This is a genomic window from Phytobacter diazotrophicus, from assembly GCF_052061655.1.
In the GTDB taxonomy this organism is placed as follows: domain Bacteria; phylum Pseudomonadota; class Gammaproteobacteria; order Enterobacterales; family Enterobacteriaceae; genus Phytobacter; species Phytobacter diazotrophicus.
Map to the genome: position 1 here is coordinate 5,243,159 of NZ_CM125428.1, position 16,840 is coordinate 5,259,998.

The following is a 16,840-nucleotide window of genomic DNA, read 5'->3' on the forward strand; positions in this document are numbered from 1 at the left end:
CGCCGCTACGCCGCCTGTTCGCTGTGTACGACATCCGCCGCAAAAACATAGCCCAGCCCGCGTATTGTTTTGATTAACGCGGGTTGATGCGGGTTGATCTCAATTTTACGGCGCAGGCGCATGATCAATACATCGATAGTGCGGTCAAACACCTCAATGCTTTCACTGTGGGTCAATTCCAGCAGTTGCTCACGGCTAAGTACACGACGCGCGTTTTGTACCAGCGCCAGCAGCAGGCTGTATTCCCCCTGGGTTAAATCAACAGTTTGCCGACGGGGGTCGCTAAGCTGGCAGCGTGCGGGATCAAGATGCCAGCCATTGAAGGCATACCCGGCCATTTTCATCGTCTGCACATCCGCCGCCAGCGCGCCCGTGCGGCGCATCACTGCCTTCACCCGCGCCACCAGCACCCGTGGGGTAAAGGGTTTGCCAATATAGTCATCAGCCCCCATTTCCAGCCCCACTACCACATCCGATTCACTGCCCAGCCCCGTGAGCATAATCACCGGCAGCTCTGGACGTTGTTTCTGCAGTTGGGTAAGCACCATCAGGCCGTTGATGTCCGGCAGGACCATATCGAGCAACACCAGCGCAATCTCAGGATGCCTTGCTGCCGCGGCAATCGCCTCCAGCCCGTTATGACACACGTGTACCGTAAAGACATGCTCGCTCAACACATCCCTGAGCAGTTCGCAGACCGCCACATCATCATCCACTACCAGAATCGCAGGTTTCATTGTCCGCATCCGTCAGGAAAAGTGACTCGTTGCTTTATTTTATTTGGCGGAACCATAAAGGCGGTGAATTAATGCTGTTTTTATAATCGCGGTCACATCCCCTCGCCTTCGTCACGTCAAATTTGACGATGGCCTGCCCTTCGTCAGTATTTTGACCAAAATTCGGACGTAAAATCAGGTAATACCCACAAAAGAAGCATGGCATAGAAGATGCATAATGGGTCGAGTGAGCGCGCAAAGCGCGATCTTTCTTAACTGGAGCGATAGCGATGAAAAAAGTCGTCACGGTTTGTCCGTATTGCGCCTCAGGTTGCAAGATTAACCTGGTGGTGGATAACGGAAAAATCGTTCGGGCGGAGGCTGCGCAAGGAAAGACCAACCAGGGTACCCTGTGTCTGAAAGGCTACTATGGCTGGGATTTTATTAACGATACACAGATCCTTACGCCTCGTCTGAAAACCCCAATGATCCGTCGCCAGCGTGGCGGCAAACTGGAAGCCGTCTCCTGGGATGAAGCCCTGGATTACGTTGCCACTCGCCTGAGCGCCATTAAAGAGAAGTATGGCCCGGATGCGATTCAGACAACCGGCTCGTCCCGCGGTACGGGGAACGAAACCAACTACATAATGCAAAAATTTGCGCGCGCCGTTATTGGTACCAATAACGTGGACTGCTGCGCACGCGTCTGACACGGCCCATCGGTTGCAGGTCTGCACCAGTCGGTCGGCAATGGCGCAATGAGTAATGCCATTAACGAAATCGATAACACGGATCTCGTGTTTATCTTTGGCTATAACCCGGCGGATTCGCACCCTATCGTCGCTAACCACGTGATTCGGGCGAAACAGAACGGGGCAAAAATCATCGTCTGCGATCCGCGCAAAATCGAAACCGCGCGCATTGCTGATATGCACGTTGCGTTGAAAAACGGCTCGAACATCGCGCTGTTAAACGCACTCGGGCATGTGATTATTGAAGAAAACCTGTACGACCAGGCGTTTGTGGCCTCGCGTACCCAGGGTTTTGAAGAGTATAAAAAAATCGTCGAAGGCTATACGTCGGAGTCGGTGGAAGAGATAACAGGCGTGTGCGCTGCGGATATCCGTAAAGCCGCCCGCATGTATGCCGGTGCGAAAAACGCCAGCATCCTGTGGGGTATGGGCGTAACCCAGTTCTATCAGGGCGTAGAGACGGTACGTTCATTGACAAGTCTCGCCATGCTGACGGGCAACCTGGGCAAACCGCATGTGGGGGTGAACCCGGTACGTGGGCAGAACAACGTCCAGGGCGCCTGCGATATGGGTGCGCTGCCGGATACCTTCCCGGGCTACCAGTTCGTCAAAGAACAGGCTCACCGCGATAAATTTGCGAAAGCCTGGGGCGTGGCCGAGCTGCCCGCGCATACCGGTTATCGCATCAGCGAACTGCCGCACCGCGCGGCGCATGGTGAAGTGCGCGCCGCGTACATCATGGGGGAAGATCCGCTGCAGACCGATGCAGAACTCTCCGCCGTGCGTAAAGCGTTTGAGGATCTGGAACTGGTCATCGTGCAGGATATCTTTATGACCAAAACCGCGTCGGCGGCGGACGTCATATTGCCATCCACCTCCTGGGGGGAGCACGAAGGTGTGTACACAGCGGCTGACCGTGGCTTCCAGCGCTTCTTTAAAGCGGTAGAACCGAAGTGGGATCTGAAAACGGACTGGCAGATTATCAGTGAGATTGCCACCCGTATGGGCTACCCGATGCATTACGACAACACGCAGGAAATCTGGGACGAATTGCGTCATCTCTGCCCGGATTTCTACGGCGCCACCTACGAGAAAATGGGTGAGCTGGGCTACATTCAGTGGCCGTGTCGCGATACATCGGATGCCGATCAGGGGACGTCGTATCTCTTCAAAGAGAAGTTCGACACCGATACCGGGCTGGCGAAGTTCTTCACCTGCGACTGGGTCGCGCCAGTCGACAAACTCAACGATGAGTTCCCGATGGTGCTCTCTACCGTGCGTGAAGTGGGCCACTACTCTTGTCGTTCGATGACCGGCAACTGTGCGGCGCTTTCGGCACTGGCAGATGAACCCGGCTACGCGCAAATCAACACCGCCGATGCCGCGCGCCTCGGTATTGAAGATGAAGCGCTGGTGTGGGTGAACTCGCGTAAAGGCCGGATTATCACCCGTGCGCAGGTCAGTGAACGCCCGAATAAAGGCGCGGTGTACATGACCTACCAGTGGTGGATTGGTGCCTGTAACGAGCTGGTGACGGAGAACCTGAGTCCGATTACCAAAACGCCAGAGTACAAGTACTGCGCGGTGAATGTGGAACGTATTCCCGACCAGCGTGCTGCCGAGCAGTATGTGATCGACGAGTACAACAAACTGAAATCGCGTCTGCGCGAAAGCGCACTGGGCTAATAGCGGCGTAAAAAAAACGGGGGGTGATTATCGCACCCCGTTTTTTTGTTATTTATGACATAACCATTAAATTATTATGGTCTTAAATTAAGCAGCCTTGAAATAACAGGCAAAATATTCTCTTCAAACGCAGCGCGTTCAGGTTCGCGTTTTTCACTTAAAAAATCGTCAGAAATGGCAATATTACCGCCGCCGTGCTCACTCTTACGGCTCAGGGCATAATGAAATGTCCGCATCTCCCCGACGCGCGAAATGGAGTAGACCTCATTAAAACGGCTGAGATCTTTTTCGGGCAGAAAGGGGGCTTTCTTCGTTATTCGCCCGGTGGCGACATCAAAAATAAGCACTTCCGCATTCTTTAGGGTGTAGATAAGCCCGTACCCCGTCAGAACGGCGCCGAAAAGCAGAAACACGATGACGGATTGCAGCGTCCTGTCGTTCATTTGCGTCCAAATAAACGTGCCGACCAGCAGGGCAATACCGGCCGCGACAAATACCAGTGCGCTACCGACCTTCCACGGACGATAGACCAGGCGCCGGTCGGTCAACTCTACCAGCAAAGGGGCTGGCATCAGGCATCTCCTCGCGGGCTGATACCCAGAAAGGCTTCCGTCTCTTCCATCATAGCCTGCGGCGCTTTCTGGCCGGGGCCAAACTGCCTTATCGGCATTTTCGAGGTTTTACCGTCAACGTTAAAGACCACATTGACAATACTGTTACGAATAAGGCCAAAAAAACGGTACTGGCGAATCAACTCAAGCCCGGCGAAATTATCCAACGACTGGTTGTACGTCGTTTTGCCGCCGCCGTTCTGGATATAAAAAATGCGTTTATCTAAATCAAATACCATCTTGATGCGCAGCGTCGCCAGCATCACGCCGGCAATGGCAAATAAAACGAGCGCGACAATAATACCGCGCAGTGATGATTCATGTTTGAAATAGGCATAAACACCCATCGCAGCAAACGCGATCGCCAGGGCTATTTTCAATCCCTTTTGATTTTTAACAATATAGCGATTGCCTTCATGTAGATAAAAGTCTGACATTCCTGAACTCTCCGTATCATCAGGGTAACGTTAAACGCGTGCTAATATCCGCGACAGACGTATTATGGCTACAATTACTTAATCTGCTATAAAAAAATCGCCCCGCAATTTAGGAGGCGACAGTCAGCGTGCATATATTATATGGCCCGGTAAGGGATATTACGCCGCAACCAGCTCAATGCGATTGCCGTCCGGGTCGGCAATCACCGCTTCATAAAACCCATCACCGGTCCATCTCGCCGGACTTAGCAAACACCCGTTAGCCTCTGCTTTTTGCGCCATCGCGTCCACCTCATGGGTACCGCCAACGGTCATCGCGATATGCGCCCAGCCGACAAACTCCGGGTTAGCCGGCGCATCATCAAGCTCAGGCAAGGCCATCAGTTCAATGGTCGGCCCCTCGCTCAGGGAAATGAAGTGCGAGGCGAAGCCAGGACGGTTTTTACTGAGATAGCGTTCGTTGCTCTGCCCGCCGAACACTTCCTGCCAGAAAGCGACCTGCGCATCCAGGTTGCGCGTCCAGAGCGCGACGTGTGCAATTTTCATCTTTTATCTCCACAGTGGTTATGCCCGGTAGCCGCATTGACAAGGCGGTTCATGATGCTGGATTATGCTCATTATTGCTCGATGATATTTCAATAAAGAGGCTTTATGCTCGATTATGCAGCTTTTCCGCAACAGCGACAAGCACGTATTCGCCAGCTTTTGCAGGAAAACGGACGCGTTGTCTGTGCAGAACTGGCCAGCCAGATGCAGGTGTCTGAACATACGATTCGCAGGGATTTACAAGAACTTAGTCATTCAGGCGTGTGCAAAAAGGTCTATGGCGGCGCGGTACTACAGTTGCCGGAGGCGGGGAATTTTCACAGTCGCAAAGTGAAAAATAGTGCAGAAAAGGACAAGATCGCGCAGCAATGCGCAGCGCTGGTGAAGCCAGATACCTGTATTTTCATTGATGCCGGTACGACGAATCTGGCCATCGCCAGAGCCCTGCCTGCGGATATCCGCATCACAGCGGTGACGAACTCACCCGAAATCGCCGTCGAACTCATGAAACGCTCGCACAGCGAAGTGATCCTTCTGGGCGGGCAGATTCATCAGGCCACGGGAGGATGCGTCGGCAGCGGTGCCGTTGCACAGATTCAGGAGATGTTATTCGATCAGGTGTTTATCGGCGGTTGCGCTATGGACCCGGATGTTGGGCTGACGGGGTTTGATTTTGCCGACTGCGAATTTAAAAAAGCGGTGCTGAAACAGAGTAACCAGACGGTTGTTGCCCTGACGGCAGAGAAACTGCCCGGCGTGGCACGCTATGTTGTGGCACGGCCTCAGGCGCTTGACGTGATAATCGTTGAAGCGAATATCAGCGATGCACTGCGTACCGTATTAAAGGAACAACAGATTACCGTTATCACGGCCTGAAGCAAGAAGCGCCGCCTCCCGGACGGAAGGCGGCGTGACGATTACAGATCGGCCGTCTTGTCGAACTTGCCGAGCATTTCACGCTCGTAAGCCGCGGCTTTTTTGCGGTCAAACTTGTGTTCCCACTTGGCGATAACCAGTACCGCCAGCGCATTACCCACGACGTTCAGGGCAGTACGCGCCATATCAAGGATACGGTCAACACCGGCGATAAAGGCCAGACCTTCCAGCGGAATGCCCACACTGCCCAGGGTTGCCAGCAACACCACGAACGAAACGCCCGGCACACCGGCAATACCTTTAGAGGTAACCATCAGCGTCAGCACCAGAATGATCTCCTGGCCCAGCGACAGCTCGATACCGTAAAGCTGTGCAATAAAGATGGCAGCAATACTCTGGTACAGCGTAGAACCGTCGAGGTTAAAGGAGTAACCGGTCGGAACCACGAAGCTGGTGATGGAGGCTGGCGCGCCATAGGCTTCCATCTTCTCAATGATACGCGGCAGCACGCTTTCGGAGCTTGCAGTGGAGTAGGCCAGAATCAGCTCATCTTTCAAAATGCGGATGAGCGTCCAGATACTGAGTTTGCACATCCGCGCCACCAGTCCAAGCACCACCAGCGCAAAGAACAGCACTGCAAAATAAACCAGCACCACCAGTTTCGCCAACGGCCACAGGGACGCAAAACCGAAGTTCGCGACCGTTACGGAGATCAGCGCAAATACGCCGACCGGCGCGTAACGCATCACCATATGGGTCACTTTGAACATGGTTTCGGAGATAGAACGGAACACCGTAACCAGCGGTTCGCGGTGCGTGGCAGGCAGTGAAGAAAGCCCCAGGCCAAACAGTACCGAGAAGAAAATAATCGGCAGCATTTCGCCCTTCGCCATCGAAGACACGATGTTGGTCGGCACCAGAGACAAAATCGTGTTCATCAAGCCATGCGCGTGGCTTTGCACTTCTGCCGTGGTGCTCTGGTATTTCGAAATATCCACCGCCGCGAGTTGTGACATATCAATGCCCGACCCCGGCTGGAAGACATTCGCCAGCGTAATGCCCAGCACAATGGCCACCGTGGTGATCACTTCGAAATAAATAATGGTCTTGGCGCCAATACGCCCCAATTGTTTCGCATCACCCACACCGGCAATACCCACCACCAGCGTGGAGATAACAATCGGCACAACAATCATTTTGATCAAATGAATAAAGATATCGCCTGCCGGAGACAGGAGATTCGCGATCAACCATTCGCGGCTGTCGCTGTGATAATGCAAGTAACTGCCCAGAAGAATACCCAGCACCAGGGCCAGCAAAATCTGCCAGGCCAGGCTGACTTTCAAATTTTTCATAACTCGAGACATCCTCAATGAAGCGACCTTCCCGGTGGGGAACGACTCATACGGAAAGGGTATGGTTAGCGTCACACGCTCTTGCGGGGTTTTTTAACGCGCATTATCAGTACCATTTGCAGGGTGTAGGGCGCAACCCTTTACCAGAAGGGGTATTGACTGAATTTATGCATAAAAACGCTTTTTTATGCCATTTATCATACATAACCATTTGTTATGAAAAAACTTTTTTTCAGCCATTTTTAGATAATTAATTCCGGCAATTATTTTGCTTCAAAGATTCATTTGTTCAGTTTTCATACTGTTCAATCAATGCGTGATCTATAGCGCAAATAATAAACAAACCAGGCAAAGCCCCTATAATTAACGTTTATTTGACATATTATTAACATCCTACAAGGAGAGCAAAAGCCATGAGCCAAATCCATAAACACGATATTCCCGCAAATATTGCGGAACGTTGCCTGATCAATCCGGAGCAGTACGAGGCTAAATATCAGCAATCCATTACCGACCCTGACACCTTCTGGGGCGAGCAAGGCAAAATCCTTGACTGGATTAAACCCTATCAGAAAGTGAAAAATACCTCCTTCGCCCCGGGTAATGTCTCCATTAAATGGTACGAAGACGGCACGCTGAACCTTGCGGCCAACTGTCTTGACCGCCATCTTGCCGAACGTGGCGACCAAACCGCCATCATTTGGGAAGGCGACGACGCCAGCCAAAGTAAACATATTACCTATCGCCAGTTGCATACAGATGTCTGCCGTTTTGCCAATGTACTGACAGACCTGGGCATTAAAAAAGGCGACGTGGTGGCTATCTATATGCCCATGGTTCCGGAAGCCGCAGTCGCGATGCTGGCCTGTGCGCGTATCGGTGCCATCCACTCGGTCATTTTCGGTGGCTTCTCGCCGGAAGCCGTTGCCGGACGCATTGTGGACTCCAGCTCCCGTCTGGTGATCACCGCCGATGAAGGCGTACGTGCCGGGCGTAATATCCCGTTGAAAAAGAACGTTGATGACGCGCTGAAAAACCCGAATGTAAAAACCGTTGAGCATGTCGTGGTACTTAAACGCACCGGCGGCAACATCGACTGGCACGAAGGCCGCGACCTGTGGTGGGATGCGCTCACCGCCAACGCCAGCCCGCAACACCAGCCGGTTGAAGTCAATGCCGAAGATCCGCTGTTTATCCTCTATACCTCCGGTTCTACAGGCAAGCCTAAAGGCGTACTGCACACCACCGGCGGCTATCTGGTGTATGCAGCCACCACCTTTAAGTATGTCTTCGATTATCACGACGGCGACGTCTACTGGTGCACCGCCGATGTCGGCTGGGTCACCGGCCACAGCTACCTGCTGTACGGACCGCTGGCCTGTGGCGCGATTACCCTGATGTTCGAAGGGGTGCCGAACTGGCCGACGCCAGCGCGTATGAGCCAGGTTGTGGACAAACATAAGGTCAATATTCTCTATACCGCGCCCACGGCTATCCGTGCGCTGATGGCGGAAGGTGACAAAGCGATTGACGGTACGGACCGCTCTTCGCTGCGCATTCTCGGTTCCGTCGGCGAGCCCATCAACCCGGAAGCCTGGGAGTGGTACTGGAAGAAAATCGGCAACGAAAAATGCCCGGTCATGGACACCTGGTGGCAGACCGAAACCGGGGGCTTTATGATCACCCCGTTACCGGGTGCGATACAGCTCAAAGCGGGTTCCGCGACCCGTCCGTTCTTTGGCGTGCAGCCTGCGCTGGTGGATAACGAAGGTCATCCGCAGGAAGGGGCCACCGAGGGCAACCTGGTGATTACCGACTCCTGGCCGGGCCAGGCGCGTACCCTGTTTGGTGACCACGAACGTTTTGAGCAGACCTACTTCTCAACCTTCAAGAATATGTACTTTAGTGGCGATGGCGCGCGCCGCGATGAAGATGGTTATTACTGGATAACCGGCCGCGTGGACGATGTGCTGAACGTTTCCGGCCACCGTCTGGGGACCGCGGAGATTGAATCGGCGCTGGTCTCCCATCCGAAAATCGCCGAAGCCGCGGTGGTGGGCATTCCACACAATATTAAAGGCCAGGCCATCTACGCTTACGTCACCCTGAACCACGGTGAAGAGCCGACCCCTGCGCTCTATACCGAGGTGCGCAACTGGGTACGTAAAGAGATTGGCCCGCTGGCAACGCCGGATGTCCTGCACTGGACCGACTCTCTGCCCAAAACCCGTTCCGGCAAAATCATGCGCCGTATTCTGCGCAAAATTGCCGCCGGGGATACCAGCAATTTCGGCGATACCTCGACCCTCGCGGATCCGGGTGTCGTGGAGAAACTGCTCGAAGAGAAGCAGGCCATCACCATGCCATCGTAACAACGACCCTCACCCTGCCCCTCTCCCTAAAAGGGAGAGGGAATAATAAAAACCCTACCCAAAGGATTTCGCGTTACAGGAAGGCGGCAAACGCGCACATCCCCAGCAGCATAGATAACTATGTGACTGGGGTGACAAATCTGTCTGGAACAGATTTGAACGTTACTTGTAACGGCCCCGTCAGGGGCGAGGCCCAGGGATGAGCCGAGTAACAAGTGCAGCCAACGAACCTGTGGCGTGAAAGACGAAGGGGATACCTCTGGAGAGTTCTGTGATGAATGACACCATTTATCAACGGATAGAAAACAATGCGCATTACAGGGAGCTCGTCGAAAAGCGGCAACGGTTTGCCTTCATTCTTTCCATCATCATGCTGATTATCTATGTCGGTTTTATTCTGCTGATCGCCTTTGCGCCAGGCTGGCTCGGTACGCCGATCTCTGCGGGCAGCAGCGTCACGCGGGGTATTCCGATTGGCATTGGTGTGATTGTGATTTCGTTTTTGCTGACCGGCGTGTACGTCTGGCGGGCAAATGGCGAGTTTGATCGTCTGACAAAAACCGTTCTGCAAGAGGTAAAAGCATCATGAAGCGTGTTCTGACGGCGCTCGCCGCCACACTGCCTTTTACGGCCAACGCCGCCGATGCCATTACCGGCGCGGTCCAACGCCAGCCAACCAACTGGCAGGCGATCATCATGTTCCTGATCTTCGTGGCGCTGACGCTCTATATCACTTACTGGGCGTCAAAACGGGTGCGTTCGCGTAACGATTACTACACGGCTGGCGGTAATATTACGGGCTTCCAGAATGGCCTGGCGATTGCCGGTGACTTTATGTCAGCCGCGTCGTTCCTCGGGATCTCTGCGCTGGTTTACACCTCCGGCTACGACGGGCTGATTTACTCGCTGGGCTTCCTCGTCGGCTGGCCAATTATTCTGTTCCTGATTGCCGAACGTCTGCGCAATCTGGGGCGTTACACCTTTGCCGACGTCGCCTCGTATCGCCTCAGACAAGGGCCGATTCGCACCCTCTCCGCCTGCGGTTCGCTGGTGGTGGTGGCGCTCTATCTGATAGCCCAGATGGTCGGTGCAGGTAAGCTTATTCAGTTACTGTTCGGCCTCAACTACCACGTTGCGGTCGTGCTGGTCGGCGTGCTGATGGTGCTCTACGTTCTCTTCGGCGGTATGCTCGCCACCACCTGGGTACAGATCATCAAAGCCGTGTTGCTGCTGTTCGGCGCAAGCTTTATGGCCTTTATGGTGATGAAGCATGTCGGCTTTAGCTTCAATAGCCTGTTTAGCGAAGCGATGGCGGTTCATCCGAAAGGGGAAGCCATTATGCGTCCGGGCGGTCTGGTTAAAGATCCGATCTCCGCACTGTCTTTGGGCCTGGGGCTGATGTTTGGTACGGCAGGTTTGCCGCATATTCTGATGCGTTTCTTCACGGTATCAGATGCGCGTGAAGCCCGTAAGAGCGTGTTCTACGCCACGGGTTTTATGGGTTATTTCTACATTCTGACCTTTATCATTGGCTTCGGCGCCATCATGCTGGTTGGGGCAAACCCGGCCTTTAAAGATGCGGCGGGCGCGCTGATTGGCGGCAATAACATGGCGGCGGTGCATCTGGCGGATGCGGTCGGTGGCAACCTGTTCCTCGGCTTTATCTCCGCTGTGGCTTTCGCCACCATCCTGGCGGTGGTTGCCGGGCTGACGCTTGCGGGCGCATCGGCGGTCTCTCATGACCTGTACGCTAACGTCATTCGTAAAGACGCCACCGAACGTCAGGAGCTGAAAGTCTCGAAAATCACCGTACTGGTGCTCGGTGTGGTCGCCATTCTGCTGGGTATTCTGTTTGAGAAGCAGAATATTGCCTTTATGGTGGGACTGGCGTTCTCCATCGCGGCGAGCTGCAACTTCCCTATCATTCTGCTCTCCATGTACTGGTCAAAACTGACCACCCGTGGCGCAATGATTGGCGGCTGGCTGGGCCTGCTGACGGCGGTGATTCTGATGGTCCTCGGCCCGACCATTTGGGTACAAATCCTCGGCCACGCGCAGGCGATTTTCCCGTATGAATACCCGGCGCTGTTCTCTATCGCCGTAGCCTTTATCGGTATCTGGATTTTCTCGATTACCGACAACACGCAAGAAGGTATTCGCGAGCGTGAGCAGTTCCGTGCGCAGTTCATCCGTTCACAAACGGGTGTCGGCATCGCACAGGGCCGCGCGCACTAAGCCCCTCTGCCCCGGTCAGCCATGACCGGGGCAATATCACAGTTTTTCCCGCCACAGGTGACAGACATCACCTTCTTTGCCGCCCAAAAGCCGATCCCTGTCACAAACATTTCCCCTGCTTTGTAAGCAACATCACGCTTTTGCATCTCCTGCCCCTTCCCGACACGCAGGTCGTCGACGGGTACAAGACAGCCCGACGGCGCCCCTTTATGCTTATTTCACAGCGACGCCTCCAGACTATCGGCAAAGGCCGCCAGACGCTGGGGGCTCAGTAGCAACGGCAGAAAGAGCGGGCTACCGGGTGGCGGGTTGTTCACCCAGGCGGCAAGCGTATCGGCGTAGCGCAGCAGAGATTGTTGATGCTTTTCAAGTGCTCTGGCAGGCAGGGCATCGTCGCCATAATGATCGCGCCACAGCACATCGGTAACGACCTCTGTGACCCGGCTGAACATCTGGCTATAGATATCCGCATTGCGCCAGGCGGCCAGTAACGTTTCCATCGAATCATCCGGGCAGGTGATTCGCGGCAGCAGCTCACGCAGGGTTTGTACGGCATTGGCCGCCAGGAAACAGGCATTTTGCTTTTCTAGCGCAATAAGCTGGCGCTGTTCGCCGCCCAGGTCACGATCGTCCGGTGGCATCAGCGGCTGATATGCCTGCAGCCAGTTGGCGCTGCGCGTGTCCATATGCAGCAATTGTTGCGCCTGCGCCAGGCTTTCCGGGATCTGGCTTTGGTAATGCAGGCGTCGCCCCAGCAGATTAGGGGTTTTACACAGCCAGTCGTAGCTGGAATGGAATAACGCGGCAAGACGGGTTTTATCCTGCGGCTGACGAAAGCGCAGCCCATGCTGTTCGACCCAGTCGTCAAAAACGTGGCCCTGCGTCTGATTGGCCGCCGCCAGGCCCAGCAGATTGATGGCATTGACCGAATCCATGACGCGGCTGTCCGGTAGCCACTGCCAGCTAACCCGGCAGGTAATGGCTTCTACGCTGTTGTCCGTCGCGCCGATGGCCCAGCTCAGCCGTCCGCTGATTTCATCGGCAAGCCAGCACGGGAGCGCTGTCCAGCCGTAACCGATACCAAAGAGATCGTATTCGATCCATTTTTTATGATCCGGCAGGGTGACGATATGCGGGTGATTGGCAAAACCGGGGTGGTAATCGAGTTCCGTGGCTTTGATCGAGGCGCGAACGTCATGAGGCAGCGTTGCCAGTACGCCCGACAACTGCTGGCGCGGCCAGGAGTCATCAATAAAGTCGCGCAGGATCAGTTTTTTTCCGGCGCCGCGTAATTGCCGCCAGACCTGACGCAGACTTTTTTGCCACTCTACCGTCTGAAAAGACGGGGTCGTCAGGCTAAGGATGATACCGCTCAGATAGGGTAATTCGTTTAATAACGGTGCCAGCGTTGTGGAATAAAAGTGGTTCCAGAAATCCGGCGTGCTTTTATCGTCGAAAGCAAACTCCGGGAATTTACGCTTAATAATATCGTCAGCGGGCGCGGCTTCCCCCTGCAACCAAAAAGACAAATTATTCGCCGCCAGATACTGGTTCACCCGTTTTAAATAGTGCAACGCGTAGTGCTGTTGATGAATGAGATTTTCCACATTCAATTTCTGACTCAATGGCGAGGGCGTTGCCAGCAGTGAAAATAACTCCTGCTGATGAAGAATGATGCCTGTAAAGCCGTGTTGCTTAGCGCTTTCAACACCTTGCATCAACCATGGCCAGTGCCAGATAAAGGTGCTGTTGAGTTCCATTAATTGATGGGCAATACGTTTCATGACTTCATCCAGGTCATTTACTCTCACAGATAATAATTGAGGATAGTATGAAAAAATATGCCCTGGTCGGCACAGGTGGGCGCGCCGGATTATATATTTCTGCGATCGGCAGTCAGTGGAAAGACAATGCGCAACTGGTGGCGTTTTGCGATACCAACCAGACGCGGATGAATTACGCCAATACATTATTAAAAAACGAAGGCGCTGCTCCGGTATCCACCTGGAAAGCCGCGCAATTCGAGGCGATGATCCGCGAGACGCGCCCGGACATTATTATCGTCACCACCATGGACCGCACCCATGACGACTATATCGTACGGGCGCTGAAAGCGGGCTGCGATGTGATCACTGAAAAGCCGATGACCATTGATGAAAAACGGGCGCTCCGTATTCTCGATGCCATTGAAGAGACCGGGCACAGCGTTCGCGTGGCGTTTAATTACCGCTATGCGCCGCACCACAGCAAAGTGCGTGAACTGCTGATGAACGGCACCATTGGCGAGGTGTACTCCGTCCACTTCGAATGGCTGCTCAACACCGAGCACGGCGCCGATTATTTTCGCCGCTGGCACCGGGAAAAACGCAACAGCGGCGGTTTGCTGGTCCACAAATCCACCCACCACTTCGACTTAATGAACTTCTGGCTCGATAGCTACCCGGAGCGCGTCTACGCCGAAGGCAGTCTGCGTTTTTACGGCAAAGAGAACGCGGAAAAACGGGGCGTGACCGGGTTCTATCCGCGCGCCCACGGCTATGCGACGGCTAAAGAAGACCCGTTTGCGCTGCACATGGCGGACAATCCGCAGCTTAAGGCGCTCTATCTGGACGCGGAGCATGAAGATAACTACTGGCGCGATCAGAGTGTATTCAGCGATGGTATCACCATCGAAGATACCCTTTCGGTGCTGGTGAAATACCAGAACCAGTGCCAGCTCAGCTATTCGTTGAATACGTATTTGCCCTGGGAAGGGTTGAATGTGGTGTTTAACGGCAGCGAAGGCCGACTGGAGATGAAAATCGTCGAAAAATCGTATGTGAACGCCGGGGGCGAGCGCGCAAACGAGGGAAGTCTGGAGTCCTGCAATATTACTGTCTTCCCGATGTTTGCCGCCCCCTGGGAGGCCAGTTTTACCCTCGGCGAAGGCGGCCACGGCGGCGGTGATAACGCGATGCTTGCCGATCTGTTCGGCACGCCGGGTAACGATCCGCTCAGGCGTGCCGCCGATCACCGCGCCGGGGCAATGTCGATCCTGACGGGCATCGCGGGCAATATTTCCATGCAGCAACAGCGCCCGGTCAATTTCCGTGAGTTCGAACTGGTATCGCGTTTGAAAAAACAGGGCTAAAACAGTAGCCGCGCCACCAGCGGCGCGGCCAATACCGTCACCACGCCGGAGAGCATCATCACCAGGCTGGCGACGACGCCTTCCTGCTGGCCCAGCTCGTAGGAGCGGGCGGTTCCCGCGCCGTGAGACGCCGCACCAAACCCTGCGCCTTTTGCCATCCCTTCGCGAATGGAGAGGCGCAAAAAGAGCACATCCCCCACCGCCATGCCGAATACCCCGGTAATCACCACAAACAAAGCGACCAGATCCGGCTGTCCGCCCAATGGCCCTGCCGCCGCCAGCGCAAACGGCGTCGTCACCGAACGCACCGCCAGGCTGCGCTGAATGTCATCCGGCAGGGTAAAGAGACGCGCCAGCCAGACCGAGCTGGTTACGGCGACCACCGTTGCGGTGATAACGCCTGCGGAAAGCGACATCCAGTGGCGACGAATCACCGCGAGGTTGTCATACACCGGTACGGCAAAGGCGATGGTCGCCGGGCCTAACAGCCAAAGCAGCCAGTGAGATTCACCGATATAACGCTGCCAGGAGATATGCCCGAACACCAGGATCAGCACCAGCAATATCGGGGTGAAGACTAACGGCATTAACGGGAGTTTATGGAACCGGCGGTACAGGCGCTTATTGAGAAAATAGATAACCAGCGTCATGACCAGGCAGAGCACGCTCAGGGCAAAATCACTCATGATTCAGCCTGCTGATTTCGAAGCGATAAACCTTATCAACCACCCAGGCTGTGGCCCCCAGCACCATCAGGGTACTCAGGGCAATCACGGCAAAAATACGCCAGCCTTCCACCATCAAAAGCTGAGTGTAATTCACCACGGCGACAACGGCAGGCACAAAGAACAGTAACATTTCGGCCAGTAGCCAGCGCGCGCCAGCCCTCACCCAGCTAAGGGGAATTACGCGACAGACAATCAGCGCCAGCATCAGGATCATGCCAACCAGGTTAGCGGGAAGGGGAAGATGCAGCCACTGCACCAGATATTGCGCCACGATAAACAGCCCGGCATAGATAACAACCTGAACCGGCACCTGCAGTCGACGCACAATGGCAGGCGTAATACGACCTAACGCCATATCCATAGATAATTCTCGCGGAAATGAGACAGAGAGCACAGTATAGGGAGCCGCCACTCCATACTGAAATGAATTAAACTCATCGCAGGCATAGTTTAAAGGAATAATTATGGACATCAGAACGCTGCGCTATTTTGTGGAAGTGGTGCGTCAGCAAAGTTTCACTCGCGCAGCGGAACGGTTGTTCGTCACCCAGCCGACAATCAGTAAGATGTTGAAAAATCTTGAAGATGAGCTGAGCTGCACGCTACTCATTCGCGATGGGCGCAAATTACTTCTCACCGATACCGGGCGCGTGGTGTTCGAGCGCGGGCTGGCTATCCTTGCTGAGTTTCGCCAGCTTGAGGCAGAACTTGGTGATATCAACCATTTAAATAAAGGCCTGCTGCGCCTCGGCATCCCCCCAATGGTCGGAATGCTGATGGCCGGGCCGATAGGCCTGTTTCGCCAGCGCTATCCCGGCGTTGAGCTGAAAATCTCCGAGTTTGGCGGCCTGACGGTCCAGCAGGCAGTCACCAATGGCGAACTGGACCTGGCGATGACCGCCCTGCCCGTCGAGGAAGATAGCGGCCTTTCTACCCTGCCGCTATTCAGCCATCCGCTCTGTGTGCTGGTGCCGCGCTCCGGCGACTGGCTCAATATTCAATCCATAACACCTGAACAGTTGGCCGGGCACCCGCTGCTCATCTATAACGAAGATTTCGCCCTCAGCCGCCAGCTTATGCAGCTCTTTAACGACCATGGCGTGAAGCCGCGGATTGCCGTGCGTAGCGGGCAGTGGGATTTCCTGGCTGCGATGGTACAGGCCGGCGTAGGGATCGCGATTTTACCGGAGCCCATTTGCCAGCGCCTGGATAAACAGACGCTGCGCTGGGTCCCGCTGGAGAGTGATTTACGCTGGCATCTGGGGATGATTTGGCGTGAAGGAAGTTATCTTTCCCGCAGTGCACAAGCCTGGCTGCAATGCTGTGAAGGGTTCTGGGTGAATATGGATATTGCGGATGTGCCGCTGGGCGAAGGAAAGAAGTAATCAGACCGGGA

The 16,840-nt window shown here is 54.5% G+C and carries 16 protein-coding genes; 7 read left to right on the top strand and 9 right to left on the bottom strand.

Going from position 1 to position 16,840, the window contains the following annotated elements:
- Positions 1-5: 5 nt before the first annotated feature.
- A complete protein-coding gene (locus tag ACS0RQ_RS25375; RefSeq protein ID WP_271851041.1) occupies positions 6-737 on the bottom strand; it encodes a response regulator transcription factor in 732 nt (243 codons plus the stop codon).
- Positions 738-1,006: 269 nt separating this feature from the next.
- On the opposite strand from ACS0RQ_RS25375, the gene fdhF reads away from it, so the two are divergent.
- Entirely contained in the window at positions 1,007-3,154 is a 2,148-nt protein-coding gene (gene fdhF / locus ACS0RQ_RS25380; protein ID WP_271851042.1) for a formate dehydrogenase subunit alpha, read from the top strand.
- A 74-nt stretch (positions 3,155-3,228) separates the two neighbouring features.
- Here the strand turns inward: fdhF and ACS0RQ_RS25385 are convergent, their stop codons facing one another.
- The 3 genes from ACS0RQ_RS25385 to ACS0RQ_RS25395 all read right to left on the bottom strand — a co-directional run bounded on the left by ACS0RQ_RS25385 (position 3,229) and on the right by ACS0RQ_RS25395 (position 4,748).
- Entirely contained in the window at positions 3,229-3,726 is a 498-nt protein-coding gene (locus ACS0RQ_RS25385) for a hypothetical protein (RefSeq protein WP_271851043.1), read from the bottom strand.
- Complete coding sequence (locus tag ACS0RQ_RS25390; RefSeq protein WP_039077878.1) at positions 3,726-4,202, bottom strand: hypothetical protein; 477 nt, start codon at positions 4,200-4,202, stop codon at positions 3,726-3,728. The genes ACS0RQ_RS25385 and ACS0RQ_RS25390 overlap by 1 nt, the downstream gene beginning before the upstream one ends.
- Before the next feature lie 159 nt (positions 4,203-4,361).
- Positions 4,362-4,748 (bottom strand): VOC family protein, encoded by a 387-nt coding sequence (locus ACS0RQ_RS25395; protein WP_271851044.1) that lies wholly within the window; start codon positions 4,746-4,748, stop codon positions 4,362-4,364.
- Between the two features lie 105 nt (positions 4,749-4,853).
- On the opposite strand from ACS0RQ_RS25395, the gene ACS0RQ_RS25400 reads away from it, so the two are divergent.
- Complete coding sequence (locus ACS0RQ_RS25400) at positions 4,854-5,624, top strand: DeoR/GlpR family DNA-binding transcription regulator (protein ID WP_271851045.1); 771 nt, start codon at positions 4,854-4,856, stop codon at positions 5,622-5,624.
- A 41-nt stretch (positions 5,625-5,665) separates the two neighbouring features.
- On the opposite strand, the gene gltP is transcribed toward ACS0RQ_RS25400, so the two are convergent.
- Entirely contained in the window at positions 5,666-6,979 is a 1,314-nt protein-coding gene (gene gltP / locus ACS0RQ_RS25405; RefSeq protein WP_271851046.1) for a glutamate/aspartate:proton symporter GltP, read from the bottom strand.
- A gap of 413 nt (positions 6,980-7,392) precedes the next feature.
- Here gltP and acs point away from each other — a divergent pair, with 413 nt between their 5' ends.
- The 3 genes from acs (at position 7,393) to actP (ending at position 11,586) form a co-directional block, all read left to right on the top strand.
- Positions 7,393-9,351: an acetate--CoA ligase gene (gene acs / locus ACS0RQ_RS25410; protein WP_271851047.1), complete on the top strand. Its 1,959-nt coding sequence runs from the start codon at positions 7,393-7,395 to the stop codon at positions 9,349-9,351.
- Between the two features lie 274 nt (positions 9,352-9,625).
- A complete protein-coding gene (locus ACS0RQ_RS25415; RefSeq protein WP_039077883.1) occupies positions 9,626-9,940 on the top strand; it encodes a DUF485 domain-containing protein in 315 nt (104 codons plus the stop codon).
- Positions 9,937-11,586, top strand: a complete 1,650-nt coding sequence (gene actP / locus ACS0RQ_RS25420; RefSeq protein ID WP_271851048.1) for a cation/acetate symporter ActP — start codon at positions 9,937-9,939, stop codon at positions 11,584-11,586. The genes ACS0RQ_RS25415 and actP overlap by 4 nt, the downstream gene beginning before the upstream one ends.
- On the opposite strand, the gene ACS0RQ_RS25425 is transcribed toward actP, so the two are convergent.
- A complete protein-coding gene (locus ACS0RQ_RS25425) occupies positions 11,583-11,732 on the bottom strand; it encodes a hypothetical protein (protein WP_271851049.1) in 150 nt (49 codons plus the stop codon). The genes actP and ACS0RQ_RS25425 overlap by 4 nt on opposite strands.
- Positions 11,733-11,804: 72 nt before the next feature.
- Positions 11,805-13,370 (bottom strand): hypothetical protein, encoded by a 1,566-nt coding sequence (locus ACS0RQ_RS25430; protein ID WP_271851050.1) that lies wholly within the window; start codon positions 13,368-13,370, stop codon positions 11,805-11,807.
- Positions 13,371-13,417: 47 nt separating this feature from the next.
- Here ACS0RQ_RS25430 and ACS0RQ_RS25435 point away from each other — a divergent pair, with 47 nt between their 5' ends.
- Positions 13,418-14,716 carry a Gfo/Idh/MocA family protein gene (locus tag ACS0RQ_RS25435; RefSeq protein WP_271851051.1) on the top strand — a complete coding sequence of 433 codons (1,299 nt, stop codon included), beginning with the start codon at positions 13,418-13,420 and terminating at the stop codon, positions 14,714-14,716.
- Here ACS0RQ_RS25435 and ACS0RQ_RS25440 read toward each other — a convergent pair.
- Together ACS0RQ_RS25440 and ACS0RQ_RS25445 are read right to left on the bottom strand one after the other, a co-directional pair.
- Positions 14,713-15,402, bottom strand: a complete 690-nt coding sequence (locus ACS0RQ_RS25440) for an LrgB family protein (protein ID WP_271851052.1) — start codon at positions 15,400-15,402, stop codon at positions 14,713-14,715. The genes ACS0RQ_RS25435 and ACS0RQ_RS25440 overlap by 4 nt on opposite strands.
- Positions 15,395-15,805, bottom strand: coding sequence for a CidA/LrgA family protein (locus tag ACS0RQ_RS25445; RefSeq protein ID WP_271851053.1), 411 nt, complete (start codon positions 15,803-15,805; stop codon positions 15,395-15,397). Before ACS0RQ_RS25445 ends, ACS0RQ_RS25440 begins: the two co-directional genes overlap by 8 nt.
- 103 nt (positions 15,806-15,908) lie before the next feature.
- Here ACS0RQ_RS25445 and ACS0RQ_RS25450 point away from each other — a divergent pair, with 103 nt between their 5' ends.
- Positions 15,909-16,829, top strand: coding sequence for a LysR family transcriptional regulator (locus ACS0RQ_RS25450; protein ID WP_271851054.1), 921 nt, complete (start codon positions 15,909-15,911; stop codon positions 16,827-16,829).
- The last annotated feature ends 11 nt before the right edge of the window (positions 16,830-16,840 follow it).